Raw genomic sequence first — 24,565 nt, 5'->3', positions numbered from 1 at the left:
CCGGCGCCCCTCTCTAGGCGCTGCTGCGAAGCGGTGCAATCACCGGTGGGGTGTTGCTTAATTTTTCAGCACTCGCGCATTGCGTGCGCCCGTAACGCTCCCAAATGATTGAACACGCGCCGCGCGCACGTTAACTCCCAAGCATCTGCACAAGGAATAGGCGCTTGAACTTCTCGCTGGGTGACAGACTCATCGACCCTCCGGTCTTGCTGGCCCCGCTCGCGGGAATCACGGATTTGCCCTTCCGCAGCCTCGTGTCGCGCTTTGGCGCGGGGCTCGTGGTGTCCGAGATGATCGCCAGCGGCGAGTTCCTCACCGCGCGTCCCGGGACGCGCGAGAAGGCGGAGCTGGGCGCCGGGATCGAGAACACCTCGGTGCAGCTTGCGGGGCGCGCTCCCGAGCCCATGGCCGAGACGGCCCGGCATGTCGCCGGCATGGGCGCGAAGGTCATCGACATCAACATGGGCTGCCCGGCCAAGAAGGTCACAGGCGGCTGGTCGGGCTCGGCGCTGATGCGCGAGCCGGACCACGCGCTGCGGCTGATCGAGGCGGTCGTCGAGGCCGTCGATCTGCCGGTGACGCTGAAGACGCGGCTTGGCTGGGACGGCGATTGCCTCAACGCCGCGCATATCGCGAAACGGGCGGAAGAGGCAGGGGTGCGGATGATCGTCATCCACGGGCGCACCCGCTGCCAGTTCTACAAGGGCGCCGCCGACTGGGCGGCGATCCGCGAGGTGGTCGAGGCCGTGTCGATCCCGGTGGTCGCCAATGGCGATATCGTGGACGCGACCAGCGCGCGGGCGGCCCTGAAGGCCTCAGGCGCGGCGGGGGTCATGGTCGGTCGGGGGGGCGCAGGGCGCGCCCTGGAAGCTGGCTCAGATCGCCGCCGAGCTTTACGGAACACCGGCACCCGACGTGCCGACAGGAAAGGCGTTTTATCAAATGGTCGCAGAGCATTACGAGGCAATGCTTTCGTTTTACGGCAAGGAGCTAGGAGGTCGTGTTTCGCGCAAGCACCTGGGTTGGTACATGGATCACGCCGCTCCCACGGCGGAGCTGCGCAAACGCGTTCTGACCACCCGCGAGCCGGCCGAGACGCTGCACCTGCTGGACGAGGCGCTGTCCTGCGATCTGAAGGTCGCCGCATGAGCACGAATACCGAACTGCTGACCCAGCTGTGGTCGTCGCTGCCCGTGCCTGCCGTGCTGCTCGACGCCGAGGAGCGCATCGCCGACATGAACCCCGCCGCCGAGGGCTTCATGAACAACTCGGCGAAATGGCTTGTCGGCCAGCCGATCTGGGACCGGCTCGCGGTGGATGCGCCGATCGAGGAAAGCCTCGCCCGCGCCCGCGAGCACGGCACGCCGCTCTTCGTCAACGACGTCGACGTCGGCACCGGCAACCGCCCGCCGCTGGTGTGCAACCTTCAGCTTGCGCCCGTGCAGAACTACCCGGGATGGTTCATCATGCTGATCAGCCCCCGCGAGCTGGCCGGACGCATGACCCAGAGCCATTCGGTAAAATCCGCCGCCAAGTCCGCCATCGGCATGGCCGAGATGCTGGCGCATGAGATCAAGAACCCGCTCGCCGGCATCACCGGCGCGGCGCAGCTCTTGTCGATGAACCTCACCAAGGACGATCTCGAGCTGACCGACCTCATCGTCGCCGAGACCCGCCGCATCGTGAAGCTGCTGGAGCAGGTCGAGCAGTTCGGCAACCTCTCGGCGCCCGAGCGCAAGCCGGTGAACCTGCACGACGTGCTCGACCGCGCGCGACGCTCGACCCAGCTCGGCGCCGGCGCCCACATGAAGTTCATCGAGGATTACGACCCCTCGCTGCCGCTGGCCTACGGTGACCCCGACCAACTGCTGCAGGTGGTGCTGAACCTGCTGAAGAACGCCGCCGAGGCCGCCGACCCCAAGGAGGGCGGCACGATCCGCCTGCACACCTTCTTCGAGCACAGCTTCCGCATGCGCCGCCCGGACGGCTCGACCCAGAAGCTGCCGCTGCAGATCGAGGTCATCGACGACGGCCCGGGCCTGCCCGAGGACATCAAGGGTGACGTCTTCGATCCCTTCGTGTCGGGCCGCGAGAACGGCACCGGGCTCGGCCTTGCGCTGGTGTCAAAGATCATCTCCGACCACGATGGCTGGATCTCGGTGGAATCCGTTCCCGGCCGCACGGTCTTTCGCATTTCGTTGCCGCGCGCCCCGCGCGAGATTGAGGAGAACAGGTAAATGGACGGCACCGTACTTGTCGCCGACGACGACCGCACCATCCGCACCGTGTTGACCCAGGCGCTGACCCGCGCCGGCTGCAAGGTGCACGCCACCTCGTCGCTGACCACGCTGATGCGCTGGGTCGGCGAGGGCAAGGGCGACGTGGTCATCTCCGACGTCGTCATGCCCGATGGCAACGGGTTGGAAATGCTGCCGAAAATTCATCAGGACCGGCCCGACCTGCCAGTCATCGTGATCTCGGCGCAGAACACCATCATGACCGCGATCCAGGCGGCCGAGGCCGAGGCTTACGACTACCTGCCCAAGCCCTTCGACCTGCCGGACCTGATGAAGCGCACCGCCAAGGCGCTCGACAACCGCAACCGCTCGGCCAAGCGCGAGGAAGTCACCACGATCGGTGCCGACGGGCCGGACGAGCTGCCGCTGGTTGGCAAGACGCCGGCGATGCAGGCGCTCTACCGGCTGGTTGCCAAGGTCATGAACACCGATCTTCCGGTGCTGATCTCAGGCGAGAGCGGCACGGGCAAGTCGCTGATCGCGCGTGCCATCCATGATTTCTCGGACCGGCGCACGCTGCCCTTCATCACCGTGACGGGCGCTGACCTGTCGGACCTCGAAGGCCCGGCGCGCGTGCTGGCGCGGGTCAAGGGCGGCACGCTGCTGATCGACGAAATCACCGATATCCCCGACGAGATCCAGGCGCGCGTCGTGCGCATGATGGACATCCCCGGCGAGCATGTGCCGCGCTTCATGGCCACCAGCCAGGGCGATCTGGCGCAGGCGATGGAAGAGGGTGCGGTGCGGCAGGATCTCTACTACCGCCTCTCGGGCGCCACGATCAACGTGCCGAGCCTGCGCGAGCGGGTCGAGGACATCGCGCTGCTGACCGAGCACTTCCTGCAGCGCGCCGAGCGCGAGGGCGCCTCCAAGCGCTGGCTGTCGAAGGACGCTGCCGAACTCTTCCGCGCCTATAGCTGGCCGGGCAACGTGCGGCAGCTGGAAAACGCCGTGCGCCGCCTGAGCCTGACCAGCCGCGCCGAGGAAATCAGCCGCGCCGAAGTCGAGGCGGTGCTGGGCAACCAGCCCGACACCGGACCGATCCTGCGCGGCGGCGACAGCGAAAAGCTCAGCACCTCGGTGGCCCGCCACCTGCGGCGCTACTTCGATCTGCATGGCAACATGCTGCCAGCGCCAGGGCTCTACACCCGCATCCTCAAGGAAGTGGAGGCGCCGCTCATCGAGATCGCGCTGGAAGCCACGGGCGGGAACCAGGCGAAATGTGCTGACCTGCTCGGCATCAACCGCAATACCTTGCGCAAGAAGATCACCGATCTTGATATTCGCGTGACACGGCGCCGCAAACTGATGTAAAACCGTCACAGGCATGTGGCCACCATGCGCCGCCCACGGGGCGGCGCATTCATGAGAAGCCACAGCATATGGCGATGCTGCCTCGAGCAGCCAATCAGTGTGAGGTGAATCTGTGGCCACCCGGGCACGGAGCACGACTTGGGCGCGCATGAACAGGCTGCGCCGCCAACGGCGCGTTCAGAACGTGGCGACCCTCGGGCTGGTTCTGCTCGGGCCGGTTCTGGCGGTGCTCACCTTCCTCGTGCTGGGCCCCCTCGGCAGCGGCGAGCGTGCGACGCAGCTGAGCCTTCGGCTCGTGCTGCTGGCGGACATGGTCTACGTGCTGCTGATCGCCACGCTGGTGTTGGCGCGGCTGGTGCGGATGATCTCGGAGCGGCGGGCGCAATCGGCGGGCTCGCGCCTCCACCTGCGTCTCACCGGGGTCTTCGCGCTGATGGCGCTGCTGCCCACGGTCACCGTCGCGGTCTTTGCCGTTCTCACCATCAACATCGGTCTCGAGACATGGTTTTCAAGCCGCGTGCAGAACGTGGTGGGCGCCTCGCTGGCCGCCGCCGAGGCCTATGAGGAAGAGCAGCGCGTCGGGCTGATCGAGGACGTGCAGGCGCTGGCACGCTTCATCGACGGCGCGCGGCGGTCCAACTTCGCGCTCGATGACGGCGACGTGCGGCAGGTGCTGGGGCAGGGGCAGGCGCAGATCCAGCGCGGGCTGCGCGAGGCCTATGTGATAGACGGCGGCGGCGAGATCCGCGCCCGGGGCGAGCGTTCCTATCTCTTCTACTACGAGCAGCCGACGCTCGAGCAGTTCAACCGCGCCCGGGCCGAAGGGCTGGTGCTGATCCCTGACTGGGACAACCACGAGCTCCGCGCGCTGGTGCCGCTCGCGGCCTTTGCCGACCGCTTCCTCTATGTCAGCCGCATCGTCGACGGCAACCTGCTGAACCTGCTCGACGAAACGCAGGAGACGGCGCGCTTTTACCAGCAGCAGGAGACCGAGCGCGGCCGGAGGCTCTTTGATTTCGCGCTGCTCTACCTCGGCTTCGCGCTGCTGCTGATCCTTGCGGCGGTCTGGCTGGGCCTGTGGTTCGCCGAGCGCATGGCGCAGCCGGTGGGGCGTCTCACCGGTGCGGCGCAGCGAGTCGGCGCAGGGGACCTTGATGTGCAGGTGATCGAGGGTGAGGGCGACGACGAGATCGCCATGCTCGGCCGCTACTTCAACCAGATGACCCGCCAGCTCAAGGGCCAGCGCGAGACGCTGCTGGAGAATACCCGCCAGATCGAGCGCCGCCAGCGGCTGTTCGACTCGGTGCTCTCGTCGATCACCTCCGGCGTGGTGGGGCTTGATGCCGAGGGCAAGGTGACCTTCGTCAACCGCCCCGCCGAGCGGCTGCTCGGCTGGCGCGAGCCGCGCGCCGATGTGCCGCTCACAGTGGCGGTGCCCGAGTTCGGTCCGCTCTACGACCGGCTGCGCGACACCGGGCTCGAGACCGCGCAGGAAGAGGTGAAAGTCAGCCGCGAGGGCCGGCTCGAGCACCTGCTGGTGCGGCTTTCCGTGCGGCGGCGGCAGGATGGCGCGCTCGAGGGCTACGTGGTGGCCTTCGACGACGTGACCGACCTTGTCAGCGCGCAGCGCATGGCCGCCTGGGGCGACGTGGCGCGGCGCATCGCGCATGAGATCAAGAACCCGCTGACCCCGATCCGGCTGTCGGCTGAGCGCATCACCCGCAAGTTCTCGCGCCAGCTCGAGGCCGAGGATGCCGAGAAGCTGGCGCAGATGACCGAGGTCATCGTGCGCCAGACCGAGGACCTGCGCCGCATCGTCGACGAGTTCAGCAAGTTCGCCCGCATGCCCGAGCCTCAGCGCAAGCCCGAGGATGTCGTGGCACTGCTGCGCGGCGCGGTGCTGCTGCAGGAGACGGGCCAGCCGGCGATCCGCTTCGTCAGCGACCTGCCGGCCCACGCCATGCCCGCCGAGCTTGATGCCACCATGGTCGGGCAGGCGCTGACCAACCTGATCAAGAACGCCGGCGAGGCGATCGAGAGCCTCGGCGAGCGGGGCGCGCCAGAGGGGCATTCCCCCGAGATCCGCGTCAGCCTGACCGAAGAGGATGGGCGCGCGGTGATCCGCATCATGGACAACGGCATCGGCTTGCCCGAGGACCGGGCGCGGCTGTTCGAGCCTTACGTGACCACCCGCGACAAGGGCACCGGTCTTGGCCTGCCCATCGTCAAGAAGATCATCGAGGAGCACGGCGGAACGCTGGCGCTCGAGGATGCGCCGCTGTTTGGCGGCGCCACCCATGCCGGGGCCATGGCGGTGATCCGCCTGCCGCTCGGCACAACCGGCGACAGGCCGGAGACTTCGGATAAAAGCATTTCGGAACTGGAGAGGCAGACATGAGCGACATCCTGATCGTCGACGACGAGCGCGACATCCGCGAGCTGATCGGGGACATTCTCGAGGATGAGGGCTACACCACCCGATTGGCCGGCAACTCCTCCGAGGCGATGAACGAGGTCAACTCCGAACCGCCCGCGCTGATGATCCTCGATATCTGGCTGAAAGACAGCAAGATGGACGGGATCGACATTCTCAAGACCGTCAAGCGCGACAACCCCGACATCCCGATCATCATCATCTCGGGTCATGGCAATATCGAGATCGCCGTCGCCGCCATCAAGCAGGGCGCCTACGACTTCATCGAGAAGCCGTTCAACATCGACCAGCTGCTGGTGGTCATCCGACGCGCGATGGAAACCTCGCGCCTGCGCCGCGAGAACAGCCAGCTGCGCCGCCGCGAGACCGAGGTCGCGCAGATGATCGGCGAAAGCGCCATGTTCCGCGGCCTCGTCAGCCAGATCGAGAAGGTCACCAAGTCCAACGGCCGGGTGATGCTCACCGGACCGGCGGGCTGCGGCAAGGAAGTGGCGGCGCGTTTCATCCACGCCAATTCCGGTCGTGCCTCGGCGCCCTTCGTCACCGTCAACTGCGCCGGCGTCGCGCCCGAGAACATGGAGCAGATGCTTTTCGGTCGCGAGAGCGCCGAGCGGGGTATCGAGCCGGGGCTGCTCGAGCAGGCGCACGGCGGGGTGATCTACTTCGACGAGGTGGCAGACATGCCGCTCGGCACCCAATCCAAGATCCTGCGGGTGCTGGTCGACCAGAGCTTCACCCGCGTCGGCGGCTCCGACAAGGTGCGGGTCGACCTGCGGGTGATCTCCTCGACCAACCGCGACCTCGAGGCCGAGATCGCGCTCGGCACCTTCCGGCAGGAGCTCTACCACCGGCTCAACGTGGTGCCGATCGCCGTGCCCTCGCTCGAGGACCGGCGCGAGGACATCCCGCTGCTCGCACGCCACTTCATCGCGTGTTTCAACCGCAGCCAGGGCCTGCCGCTGCGCGAGCTGTCGGACGATGCGGTCGCACTGCTGCAGACGATGATCTGGCCGGGCAATGTGCGCCAGCTCAAGAACCTCATTGAGCGCGTGCTGATCCTTGGCGACGGCACCGGCCCGATCGAGGCTCGCGAGCTGCCGCAGGACGGCCCGACGGGCGAGGACGAGGAGGGCCGCGTGGTGCTCTCGGGCACGCTGGCGACCCTGCCGCTGCGCGAGGCGCGCGAGGCCTTCGAGCGCGAGTACCTGCTCACCCAGATCAACCGCTTCGGCGGGAACATCTCGCGCACCGCCGCCTTCGTCGGCATGGAGCGCTCGGCACTGCACCGCAAGCTGAAGTCGCTGGGCGTGGTCACCGGGGCGAAATCCGGCGGGCGCATTGCCTATATCGAGGAAGACCAGGTGACCCCGGCGTCCTGAGAAGGGCGCCGCATAAAGGGTTAAATTCCGGGACAGTTCCGCCTCCGGGGCGGGGCTGGTGCCGCCTTGGGGGCGCCCGTGCATTGACCGCTCGCACCGGGCATGTCATGCCGGGCACACTCCGGGCCTCGGGCCAGCAATTTGGGCAGACGACATGAAGGTCATCATTTGCGGCGCGGGCCAGGTCGGCTGGCAGATCGCCCGTCATCTTTCGGGCGAGCGCAACGACGTCACCGTGGTGGACAGCAACCCCGACCTGGTGCGGCGGGCGACCGACACGCTCGACGTGCAGGGGATCGCGGGCTTCGCCTCCTATCCCGACGTGCTCGACAAGGCCGGCGCGCGCGACGCCGACATGATCATCGCTGCCACCTATTCGGACGAGGTCAACATGGTCACCTGCCAGGTGGCCCATTCGATCTTTGCCATTCCTCGAAAGATCGCCCGCCTGCGCTCGCAGAGCTACCTGACGGCGATCTACTCGGACCTCTACCGCCGCGACCACCTGCCGATCGACGTGGTGATCTCGCCCGAGAAGGAAGTCGCCGAGGCCGCGCTGCAGCGCCTGTCGGCCCCTGCGGCCTTTGACACCGAGCGCTTCCTCGAAGGCGGGGCGCAGCTCCTAGGTCTGACCATCGACGAGCATTGCCCGATCATCAACACGCCGCTGCGGCAGCTCTCGGACCTCTTCTCGACGCTGCGCTCGGTGGTCGTCGGCATCCGCCGCGAGGGCACGCTCTTCGCGCCCGAGCCACGCGACCAGATCTTTGCCGGAGATGCCTGCTACGTGCTGGTCCATGCCGATGACATCCAGCGCACGCTCGAGATTTTCGGCAAGGCGCAGCGCAAGCAGGAGCGGATCGTCGTGCTGGGCGGCGGCAACGTCGGCCTCGCCGTGGCCCGGGCGCTGGAAAGCCGGGCCGAGCGGATCCGCGCCAAGGTGATCGAGAAGGACCGCGCCGCCGCCGAACGCGCCGCCGACGCGCTGGAGCGCACCATCGTGCTGCATGGCGACGCGCTCGACACCGCGCTCTTGCGCGAGGCGGGCATCGGCCGCGCCGATGCCGTGCTCTGCGTGACCGACGACGAAAAGACCAACCTCCTGGCCGCGGTGCGCGCCAAGGCCGAGGGCTGCCCCATGGCCATCGCGCTGATCAACGATCCCACGCTGGTGCCGCTGATGGAACCGATGGGCGTGGATGCGCACATCAACCCGCGCGCCACCACCGTCAGCTCGATCCTGCGCCACATCCGCCACGGCCGGGTGCGTTCGGTCTATTCGATCGGCGACGCCGAGGCCGAGGTGATCGAGGCCGAGGTGCTCTCGACCTCCTCCATCGCCGGGCGGATGATCCGCGAGATCGAATTCCCCGAGGGCGTGCTGGTCGGTGCGGCGATGAAGGACGGCGAGGTGGTCAAGATCACCGGCGAGCTGCGCATCGAAGAGGGCGACCGCATCGTCATGTTCGCGCTGGCCAAGGACGTGCCGGAGGTCGAGAGGCTCCTGCAGGTCTCCATCGACTTCTTCTGATCCATGCTCACGCTCAGCCGCACGCCCCTCCTGATCCTGCTGGCGGGCATCGCCAGCGCTTCGATGATCGCCCCCGCTGCCGTGGCGCTGGCCCTTGAGGAGTTCCACGACGCCCGAAGCTTCTTTTACGCGGGCATCGTCGGGCTTGTGCTGACCACGCTGATCGGCATCGCCCAGGCGACCCGCACGCACAACCGCTCGGCGCCGCGCCAGCTCCTGGCGCTGCTCGCGGCCTTCCTGCTGTTGCCCGCCATGCTCGCCGTGCCCTTTCACGAGGCTGTGCGCACCACCAGCTTTCTCAACGCCTATGTCGAGATGGTCTCGAGCCTGACGACCACCGGCGCCACGCTCTTCGCCCCCGAGCGCCTTTCGGCGGCCGAGCACCTGTGGCGCGCGCAGGTGGGCTGGATGGGCGGGTTGCTGATCTGGGTGAGCTCGGCGGCTTTGCTGGCACCGCTGACGCTCGGAGGCTTCGAGGTCACCGCCTCGGGCGAGCCCGGGCAGAGCGTCGACGCGGGCGCGGCGCGACGCGACGTTTCGGATCCGGCGCTGCGGCTTGCCGCCTCGGCGCGGGTACTGGCACCGATCTACATCGGGCTGACGCTGGCGCTCTGGGTGATGCTGCTCATGGCGGGTGACCAGCCGCTGGTGGCGCTCAGCCACGCCATGTCGACACTCTCCACCTCGGGCATCTCTCCCATCGGCGGGCCGCAGACGGCGCAGAGCGGCATGGCTGGCGAGATGATCATCTTCCTGTTCCTGTTCTTCGCCCTGTCGCGGCTGACCTTCTCGGGCGACACCAAGGGGCTCGCCGGTTCGAAGCTGAGCCACGACCCCGAGTTCCGCATGGGGCTGCTGATCGTGCTGGTGCTGCCCGCGGCGCTCTTCCTTCGGCACTGGATCGCCTCCTTCGAGATCGGCACCGAGACCAACCTCGCCGCCGGGCTGCGCTCGCTCTGGGGCGGGCTCTTCACCGCGCTGTCGTTCCTGTCGACCACCGGCTTCCAGAGCGCGGACTGGGGTGCGGTGCGCGGTTGGTCGGGGCTGCAGACGCCCGGGGTGATTCTGCTCGGGCTCGCGATCATGGGCGGCGGCGTGGCGACCACGGCGGGCGGGGTGAAGCTGCTGCGGATCTACGCGCTCTACCTTGCAGGCGTGCGCGAGATGGAACGCCTGGTGCACCCGCATTCGCTGGGCCGCTCCGGGGTCATGGCGCGGCGCATCCGACGGCAGGGGGCTTTTGTCGCCTGGGTGTTCTTCATGCTCTTCGCGATGACCATCGCGGTCTTCTCGCTGCTCTTTGCCCTCTCTGGATTGGATTTCGAGAACGCCATGGTCACCACGGTCGCGGCGCTCACCAATTGCGGTCCGCTGATCCGCGCCGCCGCCGAGCAGCCGATTCCGCTGAGCGAAATGGGCGATCCGGCGAAGGGGCTTTTCGTGGCCGCCATGGTGCTTGGCCGGCTCGAGGTGCTGGGCATCATCGTGCTGCTGACACCTGACATCTGGCGCGATTGAACAGGGCCTTCAGGCGCCTTTGCGCTGAGGCTCGCGGGGGGCGCCGCGGGATCGATATTTTTGCTCTGGAAGTTCCGCAACTTGCGATACATACTCGCCCGGAACGAGGGAGCGCCTGAGAATGGCTGCAGCAAGAAAAAAAAGGCTAAATTAATGGCTTCGGACAGACAAAATCTACAGGACGCATTTCTTAACCATGTTCGGAAAACCAAGGTTCCGGTTACGGTTTTCCTGATCAACGGTGTAAAATTGCAGGGTGTCATCACCTGGTTTGACAATTTTTGCGTTCTCCTCCGCCGCGACGGTCAGTCGCAGCTCGTGTACAAACACGCGATCTCGACCATCATGCCGTCGCAGCCGATCAACCTTTATGACGGCGACGATAACGCTTGAACGAACATGATCCGCATGTGACCCGCGCCTGGGTCCTGCACCCCGATATCAAGGCAGACCGTGATCGCCGCGATGCGGAGATGGCGCTCGAAGAAGGCGTGGCCCTCGCGGCCGCGCTTCCAGAACTCGAGGTCGTGGGCAGTGAAATCGTGCCGCTGCGCGACCCGCACCCCGGCACGCTCTTCGGCTCCGGCAAGATTGCCGAGCTGAAGGAACGCCTCAAGGAGGCCGAGGTCGAGCTGGTGCTCGTCGACGGTCCCGTTTCCCCCGTGCAGCAGCGCAACCTCGAGAAAGAGTGGAAGGTGAAGCTGCTCGACCGGACCGGGCTGATCCTCGAGATCTTCTCGGACCGCGCCGCCACCCGCGAAGGTGTGCTGCAGGTCGAGATGGCGGCGCTGAGCTACCAGCGCACCCGCCTGGTGCGGGCCTGGACCCACCTCGAACGGCAGCGCGGCGGGCTCGGTTTCGTCGGCGGCCCCGGCGAGACCCAGATCGAGGCCGACCGTCGTGCCATCGACGAACAGCTGGTACGCCTGCGCCGGCAGCTCGACAAGGTGGTCAAGACCCGCGAGCTGCACCGCAAGGCCCGGGCCAAGGTTCCGTACCCGATCGTTGCGCTGGTGGGCTACACCAACGCCGGCAAGTCGACGATCTTCAACCGGCTGACCGGGGCCGAGGTGCTGGCCAAGGACATGCTCTTTGCCACGCTCGACCCGACCATGCGGGCGGTGCAGCTTCCGACGGGGATGGACGTGATCCTCTCCGACACGGTTGGCTTCATCTCCGACCTGCCGACCGAGCTGGTCGCGGCCTTCCGCGCCACGCTCGAAGAGGTTCTGGCCGCCGACCTCGTGCTGCACGTGCGTGACATCTCGCACCCGGGCACGATGGAACAGGCCGAGGACGTCTACGCCATCCTGCGCTCCTTGGGGGTGAAGGAAGACGTGTCGCAGATCGAGGTCTGGAACAAGATCGACCGACTCGATCCCGAGGACCGCGAGGCGGCGCTCGCCCGTGCGGCGCGCGACGAGGGCATCTTCGCGGTCTCCGCGATCACCGGCGAGGGGCTCGACGGGCTGCTCGAGGCGGTGACCGAGCGGCTGCAGGGGGCGTCCATCGACGAGGATCTGCGGCTCGGTTTCGGCGAGGGCAAGCGCCGGGCGTGGCTCTTCCAGAAGGGGCTGGTGCTGTCCGAGGAACAGGACGAGGAGGGCTACCTTCTGCACCTGCGCTGGACCCCCAAGGATCGCGCTCAGTTCGAGACGATCTGAGGCAAATCTCTTTGAAGAGATTTGCGACGTCCTTCCAAGGACGTTGTTCCTAGAACAGAGGTTTGTCGGCGGCGAGGATCATCTTCGCCGCCGCAAGCCGTGCGCCCTGGCGCAGGGACGGCTCGGCCGGTGTACGCGCCCAGGTGCCGAGCGCATAGGCGCGCTGCGCGAAGAGCCGGGCGGCAGGAGCGGTGATATCGTCTCTGTAGCCGCGCGCGAGAGCGGCGGCGAAGCGCGGGGCATCGGGCTCGGGCGCGGAGGCAAGCGCATCGATCAGCAGGGCGACCAGGTCGCGGTAGGGGGCGTCGGGCGCATCATTCTCGAAATCCAGCCCCCAGAGCGCGCCCTCGGCGCTGACCAGGTTGGCAAGGTGCAGGTCGCGGTGGGTGACGGCGCGGGTCGCGGGCAGGCTGCGGATCTCGGGGAAGAGCGTTTCAAGGTCCGAAAGTGCGCGGGAAAACTTCTCGACATCGGGAAGTCCGTTCCCGCCCTCGCGTGCCCGCTGAAGCAGCCTGGCGAGCCAGTCGAGCTGGCCGCGGGGGCGCAGCTTGCCCGGCTCCAGCGTCGGGCGGTGCAGGGCAGCGAGCCAGCTTCCCGCGGCCTCCAGCGTGGCATCGCGCTTTTCGGCAGGCAGTTGCGGCCAGAGCTCCGCGAGGCTCGGGCCCGGCGCATAGGCCATGCCCAGCACCAGCCGCAGCTCGTCGAAGAAGAGCACCTCGGGCGCGCGCCAGGGGCCGTCGCTCATCTGGGTCGCGACGGCGTGCTGACGGAGGGACTGCGCGCGGGCCTTCTCGGCAAAGGCGGGGGCAAAAACCTTGACCACCAGGTGTTCGCGGGGGTGGGCGGCGCAGAAGACCTGCGCGCGCATCGGACGGTCGAGGTTCTTCAGGCAGCCGAGCCCGTAGGAGAAGCCGGGGCGATGCTCTGCCAGGACCTCGCGCGCCAGCGCCTGCGCCTCGGGACGGGTCAGGCGCGCGGGGTCGGTCATGGTTTCACCAGATGCGTCACGCCGACCGAGGCGGCGCGGGCGAGATCCTCGTCCAGCGACATGGGAATGTATTCGCCGCGGCGCCAGAGCGTGCCCATGTCGTCGTAGTGGCGCGACAGCAGGTGGCCCGACTCTCCGGTCGAGATGACGAAGACCGAGCTGTCGGGGTCGGCGAAATCATAGACCCCGCGGTAGGTGGCGCCATGCACATTGGCAAAGGGGTCGGGGCCGATCCCCGCGGTGACGCCGCGCTGCAGGGTGAAATCTCCGCCCGAGGTGGTCTGGCGGATGTTCACGAAATAATTCAGCAGCGGCACGTCGCCCAGCACGCTGTGCTTGTGCGTGGCCTGGTGGGCATCCCCCCCAGCGCAGGCTCTCGAGCTGCGTTCCGTAGCGCTCGCCGACCCAGACCAGCGCGTCGTCCAGCGCCATGCGGGCGATGTCGGTGCAGGTCTCCTTGGGGGCCGAGCGCAGCACGTCGCACCATTTGCCGGCGCCGTCGATGTTGCGGAAGACGCGCTCGATGAACAGCGGGTCGACATGGGTGTATGCGTCGGCGAGCGGGCCGATCTCGTCGCGGATCAGCCGGTCCTGCAGGGCGCGCAGCCAGGCGGCGTAGATCAGCGGCTCGGGCATGTGCTCGTTCATCTCGCCATTCCACTCGGCCAGCAGGTCGAGCGCGCGCTCGCGCTGGCGCAGCGGGGTGCCCTCGGGGGCGGCCTCGCCGGTGAACCACAGGTCGCGGCCGATCAGCGGCAGGAGCGTGCGGGCGGCGGGCGAGACGGTGTCGAGCTGCGCCTCGATGAAGCTGTCGCGGGTGTGCACTTCGCGGCCCTGCATCAGCGCGCTCCAGCGCATGATCCGCTGGCTGTCACCCCAGTCGAAGCTGACGTGATGGGGGAAGGGGCGGTCCACGACCTTGTTGTTGGTATTGCCGAGAATGCCGCCCTTGGGATCCTTGAACACCGGGTTGTCGCTGTCCGGCAAGATGCCCTTCCAGCGGTTCGCCGCGATCCAACCCGGACTCGGCATCCGGCCCTGGGTCTGGCTCTGCGGGTCGCGCTCGGGCATGGCGCCGATCAGCTTCATCGCGATATGCGTGTCGTCGATCAACGTCAGCATCTGCGAGGGGGCGACGAAGGCCTTGCTGGCCTCCAGCGCCGAGTCCACGGTCTGTGCCTTCATGAGGCCGATGGCCGCGCTCATCGAACTGTCGCGGTCGCTGAGCGCGGTCCAGGCGAGCGAGACCACGTCGCCCTGCGGGGTGATCCGGTCGAGATCGAAGGCCTTGCGCGGCAGCACCGGACCGTTGTCGGTCCAGCGCAGGGTCAGCGTGACCGGCGGCGCGCCCTTGATGTCGACGATCGAGCGGCGGGTCCGGAAGGTCTTGAACCCGTCGGGGGTGCGGTAGCGCTCGGGGTTTTCGGGGTCCAGCTCCTCGATGTAAAGATCCTGATCGTCCAGGTAGGAGGAGGTCAGCCCCCAGGCGATATGCTCGGAGCGGCCCAGCATCACCGCGGGCACGCCGGGGATGGTGCCGCCGATGACGCCGCCGCTCGAGAGCTGCAGTCGCGCGAGATACCAGGTGGAGGGCGCGGTGAAGCCGAGGTGCGGATCATTGGCCAGCAGCGTGCCGCCGCCCGCCGAGCGGTCCGGCGCGGCGGCCCAGGCGTTGGAGGCGCCGGCCATGCCGCGCGGCGCGACCGGCATCATCGCGGGCGTGGGGCGGCTGGCCTCGGCGAAGCGCGGCAGCGGCTTTTCCGGGAAGAGCGCAGCGTATTCCGGCAGTTCGGCGATGGCCGGGCCGGGGATGTCGGGCAGGATGTCCTGGATCATCTCCGGCTCGGGCAGGGCAAGCGAGGTGCGGGCGCGCAGGATCTCGTCCTGGAACTGGCCCGAGAGCTGCAGCGCCATGAGTTTGACGATGGCCAGCGAATCCGCCGGTTGCCAGGGCGCGATCGGGGCGTTGAACAGGAAGAACTCGGGCGCGCCGCGACCAAGGCTGTCGGAGTTGATCTCTTCGATGCGCGCGTTGACCCCGGCGGCATAGGCTTCGAGAGCATCGCGGGTCTCGCCGTCCTGCGCCTCCACCGACAGGCGCGCCTGGGTGTAGAGATCGAGCCGGCGCATCAGCGTATCGGTCTCGACTGTGCGGCGGCCAAAGAGTTCGGACAGGCGCCCCTGCGCGGTGCGGCGCAGCAGGGTCATCTGCCACAGGCGGTCCTGCGCGTGCACGTAGCCGAGGCCGAAGAAGACGTCGCGGTCGACCGGCGCAAAGATATGCGGCACCCCGGCGTTGTCGCGGACGATCTCGATGTCACCGGCGGTGCCCGCCACCTCCAGCGTCTTGTCGTAATCGGGCAGCGAGCGCGACGCCAGGTAATAGGCCAGCGAGACGCCGATGATGGCCAGCAGGATCGCCACGCTGACGAGCCTGAGAAGCCAGCGGAAGAGTGTTGCCATGATCTGCCCCGAGATTGCCCGCTTGGATTGCCCGCTCTTGACGGGCTTACCCAAGACCCGCCCCCTTGCCAAGGGGCGGGCGAGGCGCGACAACTCCCGCAACGACAAACGTAACAGGAGGTTGATCCATGGCGAAATGCGCATTTCTGGGGCTCGGCGTGATGGGGTACCCCATGGCGGGACATATGGCCAAGGCCGGGCACGAGGTGACCGTCTACAACCGGACCGCCGCGAAAGCGGACAAATGGGTCGCCGAATTCGGCGGCAAGATGGCCCCGACACCGCGCGAGGCCGCCGAGGGCGCCGACTTCGTCATGGCCTGCGTCGGCAATGACGACGACCTGCGCGGGGTCTGCCTCGGCGCCGACGGGGCCTTTGCCGGCATGGGCGAGGGCGCGGCCTTCGTCGATCACACCACGGTGTCGTCGATGGTGACCCGCGAGCTCTGGGAAGTCGCCAAGGACAACGGCTTCGGCTTCGTCGACGCGCCGGTTTCGGGCGGCCAGGCGGGGGCCGAGAACGGCCAGCTTGTGGTGATGTGCGGTGGTGATCAGGGTGATTACGACGCCGCCGAGCCCGTGATCGCCGCCTATGCCAAGATGTGCAAGCGCCTCGGCGACAGCGGCGCGGGCCAGCTGTGCAAGATGGTCAACCAGATCTGCATCGCCGGGCTGGTGCAGGGCCTGTCCGAAGGTCTGGCCTTTGCCGAGAAGGCGGGGATCGACGGGCGCGCGGTGGTCGAGGTGATCGGCGGCGGCGCAGCGGGTTCCTGGCAGATGGTGAACCGTTTCGAGACGATGCTCGACGACAAGTTCGAGCATGGCTTCGCGGTGGACTGGATGCGCAAGGATCTCGGCATCTGCCTTGCCACCGGCAACGAGATCGGCGCCTCGCTGCCGGTGACGGCTCTGGTGGATCAGTTCTACAAGGACGTGCAGTCCATGGGCGGCGGCCGCTGGGATACCTCCTCGCTGATCAAGCGTCTCAAGGCCTTCGGCTGAGCCTCAGTAGCTCGCGCGCGGGGCGGTTTCCGGCGCCGCCTCGCCCAGATCTTCGGCGGCCTGCGCCTTTGCGGCGCGGGCGGCCCCGGCCAACAGGCCGACGTCATTCGGGCCGACGATGAAACGATAACCCGCCTCGCGCAGCTCGCCGTAGCCGCGACCGGGACCGGCAACACCGGTGATCGTGCCGAGCAGCAGCCCGCCGTCGAGCGCCGCCTTTTCCGCCTCGGCGATCTTGGCGCGCACCTCTGGGTGCTCGGTCTGCTCGAGCAGACCCATGGAGGCGGCAAAATCGTTCGGGCCGACGAAGGCCATGTCGATGCCCTCGACCTTGGCGATCTCGGCGACCTCGGCAACCGTGTCCACATGCTCGACCTGCGCCATCAGCAGCAGCTCCTCATGCGCGGTGGCGCCATAGCCGGGCAGGTTCCCCCAGTTGGTCGCCCGCACGATGGGCGCGGCGTAGCCCCGCCGTCCGCGCGGCGCGTAGAGGCAGTAGGACGCGATTTCGCGGGCCATCTCGGCGGTATGCACCATCGGCACCATGATCGAGCGCGCGCCGCGGTCGAGCGCCCGCTTCAGTGTCGCCTCCGAGGCGTCGGGCACGCGGATCACCGCCTCGCCACCTGCGCCCTCGACCGCGCGCAACAGGTTCAGCCCCGCCTCGAGCCCCGCAGAGCCATGCTCGCAGTCGATCACCAGGACGTCCCAGCCGCTGTAGACCAGCAGCTCGGCCACCTCGGGCGAGCCCAGCTCGAACCAGGCCGCGGTCACCGTTTCCCCGGCCTTGAGCCGCGCCTTGAGCCTGTTTCTTCCGGTCATGAAGTCCTCCTCGTCTGTGCCGCGGCGATGTCTCCGGGGCAGGTCGGCCCGAGTTGAATACGTCGCGCGACGCAAGGTCAATAGATATGGTATACCAAAAGTGCTGCGGCGGGATCGCCTGGGGCCGTGGCGGGGAAGGGTGGGTGGCTCCGGCAAGGGTGACGCGGCTGCGCGACATGGGGGCAGCCCTGTGGATGAATTCATGCACGCGTCACATTCCATATTGTCATTGGGGCGGCGATGCCCCTATGCTACCTGTTAGGCAAGTGTGTTTCACGCCACCCGCGTGACGCTGTGCCAAAGAGTTTCGCTGCTTCGGAGCCGTCCGCCACAGGACCCCGGGCAGACCGATCAGGCCGCAAGGCCAAGCACATTGCCCGGACCGCCCAAGGCGACGGGCCGCAACAAGGCACCGCGGGGCGTTCCGCCGCGACGGTGTCGGAGAAGAACCGCGATGAAGCGCGCGACGCAGATCAGGCACCCGGGCGAAGACAGATTGTCTTCCCGTGCCTGCGCGCCGCTCACCGCCCAGACAAGCCACGCCACATCACCTCGCAGCCCGGCTCCGCCCGGGCTTCTGGCGCATGTGTCGTGCATACGGAAAACATGGCAAAGAAAATGCTCATCGATGCCACCCACGCGGAAGAGACCCGCGTTGTGGTGGTCGACGGAAACAAGGTCGAGGAATTCGACTTTGAATCGGAAAACAAGCGTCAGCTAGCAGGCAATATCTACCTGGCGAAAGTCACCCGGGTCGAGCCCTCGCTGCAGGCGGCCTTCGTGGACTACGGCGGAAACCGTCACGGCTTCCTCGCCTTCTCGGAAATCCACCCCGACTATTACCAGATCCCCGTCGCCGACCGTCAGGCGCTGATGGAGGAAGAGGCGGCTCTGGCGGCCGAAGAGGACGAGGACGACAAGGAAAAGTCGCGCTCGAAGAACTCGCGCTCCCGCACCCGCCGCTCGCGCTCGCGCAGCAAGGCGGAAAAGGCGAGCACCGGTGACAAGCTGGTGACCGGCGAGGTCTCGGGCGAAGTGTCCGAAGGCATCTCGGGCATGGAAACCATCGACCTCGGGGATGACGTCCTCGATGCCCGCGACGACGAAGGTCTGTCGCCGATGGAAACCGTGGCCGAAACCCCGGTCGAAGAGCCCGCCGCAGCAGAGGCAGACGAGACCGAGCTGAAGGCCCCCGAAGAGGCGCCCGAGGCCGACGATCACGATGACCACGTGCACGAGCTCGACGCGGCCAAGTCCGATGACAGCATCGAGTCGGTCGCCGATGACGACACCGAGGAAGACATCCGCCCGGCGCGCAAGCCCCGCGCGCGGAAGTATAAGATCCAGGAAGTCATCAAGGTCCGCCAGATCCTGCTCGTGCAGGTCGTCAAGGAAGAGCGCGGCAACAAGGGCGCTGCGCTGACCACCTACCTCTCGCTCGCCGGCCGCTACTGCGTGCTGATGCCGAACACCGCCCGTGGCGGCGGCATCTCGCGCAAGATCACCAATGCCGCCGACCGGTCGAAGCTGAAGGAAATCGCGCAGAGCATCGACGTGCCGAAGGGCGCGGGGCTGATCATCCGGACCGCGGGCGCCAAGCGCACCAAGACCGAGATCAAGCGCGACTACGAATACCTGCAGCGCCTCTGGGAGCAGATCCGCGAGCTGACGCTCAAGTCGGTCGCGCCCGCGAAGATCTACGAAGAGGGCGACCTCATCAAGCGCTCGATCCGCGACCTCTACAACCGCGAGATTGACGAGGTTCACGTGGAAGGCGAACGCGGCTACCGCAACGCCAAGGACTTCATGAAGATGATCATGCCGTCCCACGCGAAGAACGTGAAACACTACCTCGACCCGATGCCGCTCTTCGCGCGCTACCAGGTCGAGAGCTACCTCGGCGGCATGTTCAACCCGACCGTGCAACTGAAGTCCGGTGGCTACATCGTGATCGGCGTCACCGAGGCGCTGGTGGCGATCGACGTGAACTCGGGCCGGGCCACCAAGGAAGGCTCGATCGAGGAAACCGCGCTGAAGACCAACCTGGAGGCCGCCGAGGAGGTGGCCCGCCAGCTGCGTCTTCGCGACCTCGCTGGCCTGATCGTCATCGACTTCATCGACATGGAAGAGCGCAAGAACAACGCCGCCGTCGAGAAGAAGCTGAAAGACAAGCTGAAAACCGACAGGGCCCGCATCCAGGTCGGCCGCATCTCGGGCTTCGGCCTTCTCGAGATGTCGCGCCAGCGCCTGCGCCCGGGCATGATCGAGGCCACCACGCAGCCCTGCGCGGCCTGCCACGGCACCGGCCTGATCCGCTCGGATGACAACATGGCGCTGAACATCCTGCGCCAGATCGAGGAAGAGGGCGTGCGCCGCCGCTCCCGCGAGGTTCTGGTGAAATGCCCGGTCGGCATCGCCAACTACCTGATGAACCAGAAGCGTGAGCACGTCGCCCAGATCGAGGCGCGCTACGGCATGGCCGTGCGCATCGAGGGCGACCTGCATCTCGTCAGCCCCGATTTCTCGATGGAGAAGTTCAAGACCGCCACGCGCAACGTACCCGAGGTGGTCGCGCCGGTGGTTTCGGCGACCGCCTCGCTGATGGACCAGGTCGACGAGGATTACGCCGGCGAGGAAGACGAGGACGAAGATCTGATCGAGGCGGAGGCAGAGGTCGAAGCCAAGGCAGACGCCCAAGCCGACGCCGAGAATGGTTCGGGCGACGAGGATGCCGACGGCAAGCCCAAGAAGCGCCGCCGCCGTCGCCGTCGCTCGCGGTCGAAGAACCGGGATGGCCAGAACGGCGAGACCGGGGATGAGACCGGCTCCGACGACGAGGGCAACGAGGAGGGCAGCGGCGAGGCCGAGCCCGAGGCGGAAGCCCAGCCCGAAGCCGACGCGGTGAGCGAAGTGGCCCCGGCAGAGGCGGCTGAAGCGCCGGCGAAGGCTCCGGCCGAAGCCGAAGTCAGCGACTCCCCCGCAGCCGAGGAAGCGCCCGCCGAAAAGCCCAAGCGCACCCGCCGCTCGCGCAGCCGCAAGAAGGCCGAGCCCGAGGTGACCGAGGCCCCCGCCGAGGACAGCCCGGCAGAGGCGCCGGTCGAAGCCGAAGCCCAGCCCGAGCCGGTTGTGGTGGAGGCCCCGGTCGAAGCCGAGGCGCCTGCAGAGGCTCCGGTTGAACAACCGGTCGCCGAAGAGGTGGCAGCCCCGGCAGAGGTGACCAAAGCCCCCGTCGAGGCGCCGGTCGCGGAAGCCCCGGTCGCACCCGAGGTTGAAGCCCCGGTGGCGGAAGAGCCCGCAGCGGAAGAGCTGACCGAAGTGCCCGTCGCCGAGGCGGCCCCGGTCGAGCCGGAGCCCGAGCGCACCCCTGAGCCCGTCGCCGCCGAGGCGGATGAGGCATCCAAGCCCAAGCGCAAGGGCTGGTGGAGCCGCTGAGGCCCCGCTGACAGAGCTAGAGAGAACGCCCCGGCCCCAGCGCCGGGGCGTTTTCCATTTTGAGCCGCGGCTCTGCATCCCAAGCCGCGGGGGCGTGGCGCTGGCACATCATTTCAGCCGGGGAACGCAGACGTGAGACGCCGCCGGGTGACGGGGCCCTCGGGATCGCCTATTCGAAAGGCATGTTCGGAATCGAGATCATCGACGCAAGCCTGCTCCCCGCCATGATCGTGGCGCTCTTCGGGGGCGTGATCTCGTTCCTCAGCCCCTGTGTTCTGCCCATTGTGCCGCCGTATCTCGCCTTCATGTCGGGCGTGTCGCTGCAGGAGATGCAGGCCGGCGGCAGCGCCCGCTGGCGTGCCTTCACCGCGGCGCTCTTTTTCGTGCTCGGGCTCTCGACGGTCTTCATCCTGCTCGGCTTCACCGCCTCCTGGCTCGGCAGCTTCTTCCTGCAGAACCAGATCCTTCTGGCGCGGATCTCGGGCGTGGTGGTGATCGTCTTCGGGCTTCACTTCCTGCATGTCTTCCGCATCCCCTTCCTCGACCGCGAGGCGCGGCTGGATGCGGGTGAGGCAGGGGGGTCGGCCTTTGGCGCCTACCTTCTTGGGCTCGCCTTCGCCTTCGGCTGGACGCCCTGCATCGGCCCGCAACTCGGCGCGATCCTGTCGCTCGCCGCGACCGAGGCCTCGGTCGCGCGTGGCACGCTGCTGCTCGGCGTCTACGCGCTGGGGCTGGGGTTGCCCTTCCTGCTGGCGGCGGTCTTCCTGAGCCGTGCCATGGGGCTGATGAACCGGCTCAAGCGCCACATGAAGACCATCGAGCGGATCATGGGCGTGCTGCTCATCGTCGTCGGCCTCGCGCTTCTGACCGGTGCCTTCTCGGCCTTCTCCTTCTGGCTTCTCGAAACCTTCCCGGCGCTCGGCCAGCTCGGCTGATCCCGCGCCACACCCGCGCCTTCTCGTCTCGTCACGGTCTTGCCCTTGGCGCCCGCCACGGGCATCGTCCGGGCAGGGGAACAGGGGCCGTGGTATGAGTGACAGCGATAGCGTGGCGCGCAGGCGGGTGGTCTACATCCCCGGCTACGACCCCATTCACCCGCGCCGCTACCGCGAGCTCTACCGGAAGGAGGGCGCGGCGCAGGCGGCGATCTCCGGCTACAGCCTGACCCTGAGCCCGAAGACCGGCGGCGGCGCCTACGGCTGGCATGTCGAGGCCGAGATGGACGGCGCGCAGGTCACCGCGGATGTCGAGGTGCTGGTCTGGTCCGATATCGTGCGCTCGAGCATGTCGAATTCCATCCCGGCAACCTACCTGCAACTGGTGCGCACGGCGTGGGAATACGTCTCTACCGGCGCGCTCTTCCGACTGATGAAGCTGCGCAAGGGGCCGGTGATCGCGGCGCTCTACCCGGTGGGGATGCTGCTGCTGCAACTGGGGCTGGCGATCGGTGTTGGATCGGCTGTTTATGCGCTGACGGCGCTGGCCGCGCCATGGCTCGGTGTCGCGGCACGGTTGCTCGGCGGTGTGCTGGGTCTGGCGGCGGTCTGGACGCTGCTGCGCTGGTTCCAGCGCAAGGACGGCAAGATCTTCGCCTATTACCTGATGCACGACTACGCCTATTCCGCGCGCCACAGTGGCGCCAATCCGCCGGAGCTCGAGGCGCGCATGGCGCAGTTCGGCGAGACCATCGCGGCGGCGCTGCGTGAGGATGTCGACGAAGTTCTCGTGGTCGGCCACAGCTCGGGAGCGCATCTGGCTGTGTCGATCCTCGCCGATCTGATCCGCTCGGGCAGGGTGCCCAAAGGCGGGCCGAAGCTCGCGTTCCTCAGCCTCGGGCAGGTGGTGCCGATGGTCTCCTTCCTGCGCGGGGCATGGCGGCTGCGGGCGGACCTTGCCTATCTTTCGACCCGGACCGAGCTGACATGGGTCGACGTCACCGCCCCCGGCGACGGCTGCGCCTTTGCGCTCTGCGATCCGGTGGCGGTCTCGGGCGTGGCACCCGAGGGCAAGCGCTGGCCGCTCGTCTTCTCGGCGCAGTTCACCCGCTCGCTCAGCCCCGCGCGCTGGAAGGCGCTGCGCTGGCGCTTCTTCCGGCTGCATTTCCAATATCTCTGCGCCTTCGACGCGCCGCTGGACTACGACTATTTCCGCATCACCGCCGGGCCGCGGACGCTGGCCGCGCGCTATGCGCAACGTCCACCCTCGGCCAGCCGGCTGGAGGCGCCGGTGAACCGCTTCACCTCGACCGAGCCCGCGTCGGGCCGCGCCGCATGATCCCCCCCGAAGCCGAAATCCCGGCCCGACAGGGTCTCGCTGCTGCGCTACCTGAAGCTCTTCCGGGCGGACCTCCTGTCGGCGCAGCCGGCGCGGCTCTACCGGGCTTGGATGGCCGAGTTTCGCACGCCCTTCTTCCGTTCCTACATGATCAATCAGCCCGAGCTGGTGAAGACCGTGCTCAAGGACCGCCCCATGGACTTCCCCAAGTCCGGGCGCATCGCCGAGGGGCTGCGGCCCTTGCTCGGCAATTCGGTCTTCCTCAGCAATGGCGAGACGTGGCTGCGGCAGCGGCGGATCATCGACCCGGCCTTCGAGGGCGGGCGGCTGAAGGAGACTTATCCGGCCATGTGGGAGGCGGCGCAGGCGGCGCTGGCGCGGCTGAAGGTCGAAGCGGGCGCGGGCGCCGAGGTGGAGATCGAGGAACACACCAGCCACGCCGCCGCCGACGTGATCTTCCGCACGCTCTTCTCTCTGCCGATTGAGCACGACGTGGCGCAGGCGGTGTTCCACGAGTTCCGCGCCTACCAGCGCACGCAGCCTATCCTCAATCTTGCAGCCTTCCTGCCGCTGCCGCGCTGGATGCCTAGGTTTCATCGGCGCTCCACCAGGGGCGCGGCGAAACGCATCCGGGCGCTGATCACCGAGTTGACCGCCGCGCGGCAGGCCGAGATCGTGGCGGGACGGGCGCCGGACGATCTTGCGACCAAGATCCTGACCACCGCGGACCCGCAAACCGGCGAGACCTTCTCGACCGAGGAGATGGTCGACCAGGTGGCGATCTTCTTTCTTGCCGGGCATGAAACCTCGGCCTCGGCGCTGGCCTGGGCTCTCTGGCTGGTGGCAGCGTACCCCGAGTGGCAGGAGCGGCTCGCCGCGGAGGCGCAGCTGCTCGGCGACGTGCCGGACTTTGCGGATATCGCCAAGCTGCGCCTCTCGCGCGACGTCTTCCGCGAGGCGCTGCGGCTCTATCCGCCCGTGCCGATGATGGTGCGCGAGACCACCTGTCCCGAGCGCTTCCGCGACCGCGACGTGCCGAAGGGCGCGCAGGTGGTGCTGAGCCCGTGGCACCAGCACCGGCACGAGCGGCTCTGGGAGAATCCCGACGGCTTTGATCCGGCGCGCTGGGGCACCGGCAACGGCAAACGATGCGCGCGCGAGGCTTACATGCCCTTTTCCGCGGGGCCGCGGGTCTGCACCGGGGCAGGATTTGCCATGGTCGAGGGGGTACTGCTGCTTTCGCTGATCCTACGGGACCTGAGGCTCGAGATCGTGCCCGAGAGGATCCCGGAGCCGGTCGCCTTCCTGACCGTGCGTGCGCGCGACGGCATATGGCTGCGCATCTTGCCCCGCTAGCGCTAATGGTAGCGTTAAAGGCGCGCTTCGATCTATCCAATCCCCGCGCCTTGGTCTAAGCCTTTGGTAAACCGATTTTAACGATCTACAGA

At 67.6% G+C, this 24,565-nt stretch carries 15 protein-coding genes and 2 pseudogenes; 14 read left to right on the top strand and 3 right to left on the bottom strand.

Annotation, left to right across the window (positions count from 1 at the left end):
- The first annotated feature begins 164 nt into the window (after positions 1-164).
- The 9 genes and pseudogenes from dusB to hflX all read left to right on the top strand — a co-directional run bounded on the left by dusB (position 165) and on the right by hflX (position 12,137).
- A pseudogene (dusB, locus tag CLG85_RS04535) lies at positions 165-1,149 on the top strand (tRNA dihydrouridine synthase DusB).
- A complete protein-coding gene (locus CLG85_RS04530; RefSeq protein ID WP_095882713.1) occupies positions 1,146-2,237 on the top strand; it encodes a two-component system sensor histidine kinase NtrB in 1,092 nt (363 codons plus the stop codon). Before dusB ends, CLG85_RS04530 begins: the two are co-directional and overlap by 4 nt.
- Entirely contained in the window at positions 2,238-3,611 is a 1,374-nt protein-coding gene (locus tag CLG85_RS04525) for a response regulator (protein ID WP_095882714.1), read from the top strand.
- A gap of 148 nt (positions 3,612-3,759) precedes the next feature.
- Positions 3,760-6,009, top strand: coding sequence for a sensor histidine kinase NtrY-like (locus CLG85_RS04520; RefSeq protein ID WP_095882715.1), 2,250 nt, complete (start codon positions 3,760-3,762; stop codon positions 6,007-6,009).
- On the top strand, positions 6,006-7,424 hold the full coding sequence (ntrX, locus tag CLG85_RS04515; RefSeq protein WP_095882716.1) for a nitrogen assimilation response regulator NtrX: 1,419 nt from the start codon (positions 6,006-6,008) through the stop codon (positions 7,422-7,424). Before CLG85_RS04520 ends, ntrX begins: the two co-directional genes overlap by 4 nt.
- 154 nt (positions 7,425-7,578) lie before the next feature.
- Positions 7,579-8,955, top strand: a complete 1,377-nt coding sequence (gene trkA / locus CLG85_RS04510) for a Trk system potassium transporter TrkA (RefSeq protein WP_095882717.1) — start codon at positions 7,579-7,581, stop codon at positions 8,953-8,955.
- 3 nt (positions 8,956-8,958) lie between these two features.
- The gene (locus tag CLG85_RS04505) at positions 8,959-10,473 is read left to right on the top strand and encodes a TrkH family potassium uptake protein (protein ID WP_095882718.1); all 1,515 of its coding nucleotides are present in this window, start codon (positions 8,959-8,961) and stop codon (positions 10,471-10,473) included.
- A 153-nt stretch (positions 10,474-10,626) separates the two neighbouring features.
- Positions 10,627-10,866, top strand: coding sequence for an RNA chaperone Hfq (gene hfq, locus CLG85_RS04500; protein WP_066100377.1), 240 nt, complete (start codon positions 10,627-10,629; stop codon positions 10,864-10,866).
- 17 nt (positions 10,867-10,883) lie between these two features.
- Entirely contained in the window at positions 10,884-12,137 is a 1,254-nt protein-coding gene (gene hflX, locus CLG85_RS04495) for a GTPase HflX (RefSeq protein ID WP_095882720.1), read from the top strand.
- Between the two features lie 49 nt (positions 12,138-12,186).
- On the opposite strand, the gene CLG85_RS04490 is transcribed toward hflX, so the two are convergent.
- Positions 12,187-13,125 carry a phosphotransferase family protein gene (locus CLG85_RS04490; RefSeq protein WP_095882719.1) on the bottom strand — a complete coding sequence of 313 codons (939 nt, stop codon included), beginning with the start codon at positions 13,123-13,125 and terminating at the stop codon, positions 12,187-12,189.
- A pseudogene (locus CLG85_RS04485) lies at positions 13,122-15,588 on the bottom strand (penicillin acylase family protein). Before CLG85_RS04485 ends, CLG85_RS04490 begins: the two are co-directional and overlap by 4 nt.
- Before the next feature lie 128 nt (positions 15,589-15,716).
- Here CLG85_RS04485 and CLG85_RS04480 point away from each other — a divergent pair.
- Positions 15,717-16,589, top strand: coding sequence for an NAD(P)-dependent oxidoreductase (locus CLG85_RS04480; protein WP_095882756.1), 873 nt, complete (start codon positions 15,717-15,719; stop codon positions 16,587-16,589).
- Between the two features lie 3 nt (positions 16,590-16,592).
- On the opposite strand, the gene CLG85_RS04475 is transcribed toward CLG85_RS04480, so the two are convergent.
- The gene (locus tag CLG85_RS04475; protein WP_095882757.1) at positions 16,593-17,411 is read right to left on the bottom strand and encodes an HpcH/HpaI aldolase family protein; all 819 of its coding nucleotides are present in this window, start codon (positions 17,409-17,411) and stop codon (positions 16,593-16,595) included.
- A gap of 606 nt (positions 17,412-18,017) precedes the next feature.
- Here CLG85_RS04475 and CLG85_RS04470 point away from each other — a divergent pair.
- The 4 genes from CLG85_RS04470 (at position 18,018) to CLG85_RS04455 (ending at position 24,473) form a co-directional block, all read left to right on the top strand.
- Positions 18,018-20,843 carry an Rne/Rng family ribonuclease gene (locus tag CLG85_RS04470; RefSeq protein ID WP_260348497.1) on the top strand — a complete coding sequence of 942 codons (2,826 nt, stop codon included), beginning with the start codon at positions 18,018-18,020 and terminating at the stop codon, positions 20,841-20,843.
- Between the two features lie 182 nt (positions 20,844-21,025).
- Positions 21,026-21,778 (top strand): cytochrome c biogenesis CcdA family protein, encoded by a 753-nt coding sequence (locus CLG85_RS04465; RefSeq protein WP_260348496.1) that lies wholly within the window; start codon positions 21,026-21,028, stop codon positions 21,776-21,778.
- A 94-nt stretch (positions 21,779-21,872) separates the two neighbouring features.
- Positions 21,873-23,117, top strand: coding sequence for a hypothetical protein (locus tag CLG85_RS04460; RefSeq protein ID WP_095884021.1), 1,245 nt, complete (start codon positions 21,873-21,875; stop codon positions 23,115-23,117).
- A gap of 111 nt (positions 23,118-23,228) precedes the next feature.
- Entirely contained in the window at positions 23,229-24,473 is a 1,245-nt protein-coding gene (locus tag CLG85_RS04455) for a cytochrome P450 (RefSeq protein ID WP_260348495.1), read from the top strand.
- Positions 24,474-24,565 lie beyond the last annotated feature (92 nt).

It is taken from the genome of Alloyangia mangrovi, from assembly GCF_002300555.2.
In the GTDB taxonomy this organism is placed as follows: domain Bacteria; phylum Pseudomonadota; class Alphaproteobacteria; order Rhodobacterales; family Rhodobacteraceae; genus Salipiger; species Salipiger mangrovi.
This window is presented reverse-complemented; position numbering and strand designations above follow the sequence as displayed.

What these genes read in the sequence shown, in the direction of transcription:
- CLG85_RS04475 (WP_095882757.1), bottom strand. Translation starts at nt 17,411, where the DNA reads ATGACCGGAAGAAACAGGCTCAAGGCGCGGCTCAAGGCCGGGGAAACG.
- hfq (WP_066100377.1), top strand. Translation starts at nt 10,627, where the DNA reads ATGGCTTCGGACAGACAAAATCTACAGGACGCATTTCTTAACCATGTT.
- CLG85_RS04490 (WP_095882719.1), bottom strand. Translation starts at nt 13,125, where the DNA reads ATGACCGACCCCGCGCGCCTGACCCGTCCCGAGGCGCAGGCGCTGGCG.
- CLG85_RS04525 (WP_095882714.1), top strand. Translation starts at nt 2,238, where the DNA reads ATGGACGGCACCGTACTTGTCGCCGACGACGACCGCACCATCCGCACC.
- CLG85_RS04530 (WP_095882713.1), top strand. Translation starts at nt 1,146, where the DNA reads ATGAGCACGAATACCGAACTGCTGACCCAGCTGTGGTCGTCGCTGCCC.
- CLG85_RS04460 (WP_095884021.1), top strand. Translation starts at nt 21,873, where the DNA reads ATGAGTGACAGCGATAGCGTGGCGCGCAGGCGGGTGGTCTACATCCCC.
- ntrX (WP_095882716.1), top strand. Translation starts at nt 6,006, where the DNA reads ATGAGCGACATCCTGATCGTCGACGACGAGCGCGACATCCGCGAGCTG.
- CLG85_RS04455 (WP_260348495.1), top strand. Translation starts at nt 23,229, where the DNA reads ATGGCCGAGTTTCGCACGCCCTTCTTCCGTTCCTACATGATCAATCAG.
- CLG85_RS04480 (WP_095882756.1), top strand. Translation starts at nt 15,717, where the DNA reads ATGGCGAAATGCGCATTTCTGGGGCTCGGCGTGATGGGGTACCCCATG.
- CLG85_RS04505 (WP_095882718.1), top strand. Translation starts at nt 8,959, where the DNA reads ATGCTCACGCTCAGCCGCACGCCCCTCCTGATCCTGCTGGCGGGCATC.
- CLG85_RS04470 (WP_260348497.1), top strand. Translation starts at nt 18,018, where the DNA reads ATGGCAAAGAAAATGCTCATCGATGCCACCCACGCGGAAGAGACCCGC.
- CLG85_RS04520 (WP_095882715.1), top strand. Translation starts at nt 3,760, where the DNA reads ATGAACAGGCTGCGCCGCCAACGGCGCGTTCAGAACGTGGCGACCCTC.
- CLG85_RS04465 (WP_260348496.1), top strand. Translation starts at nt 21,026, where the DNA reads ATGTTCGGAATCGAGATCATCGACGCAAGCCTGCTCCCCGCCATGATC.
- trkA (WP_095882717.1), top strand. Translation starts at nt 7,579, where the DNA reads ATGAAGGTCATCATTTGCGGCGCGGGCCAGGTCGGCTGGCAGATCGCC.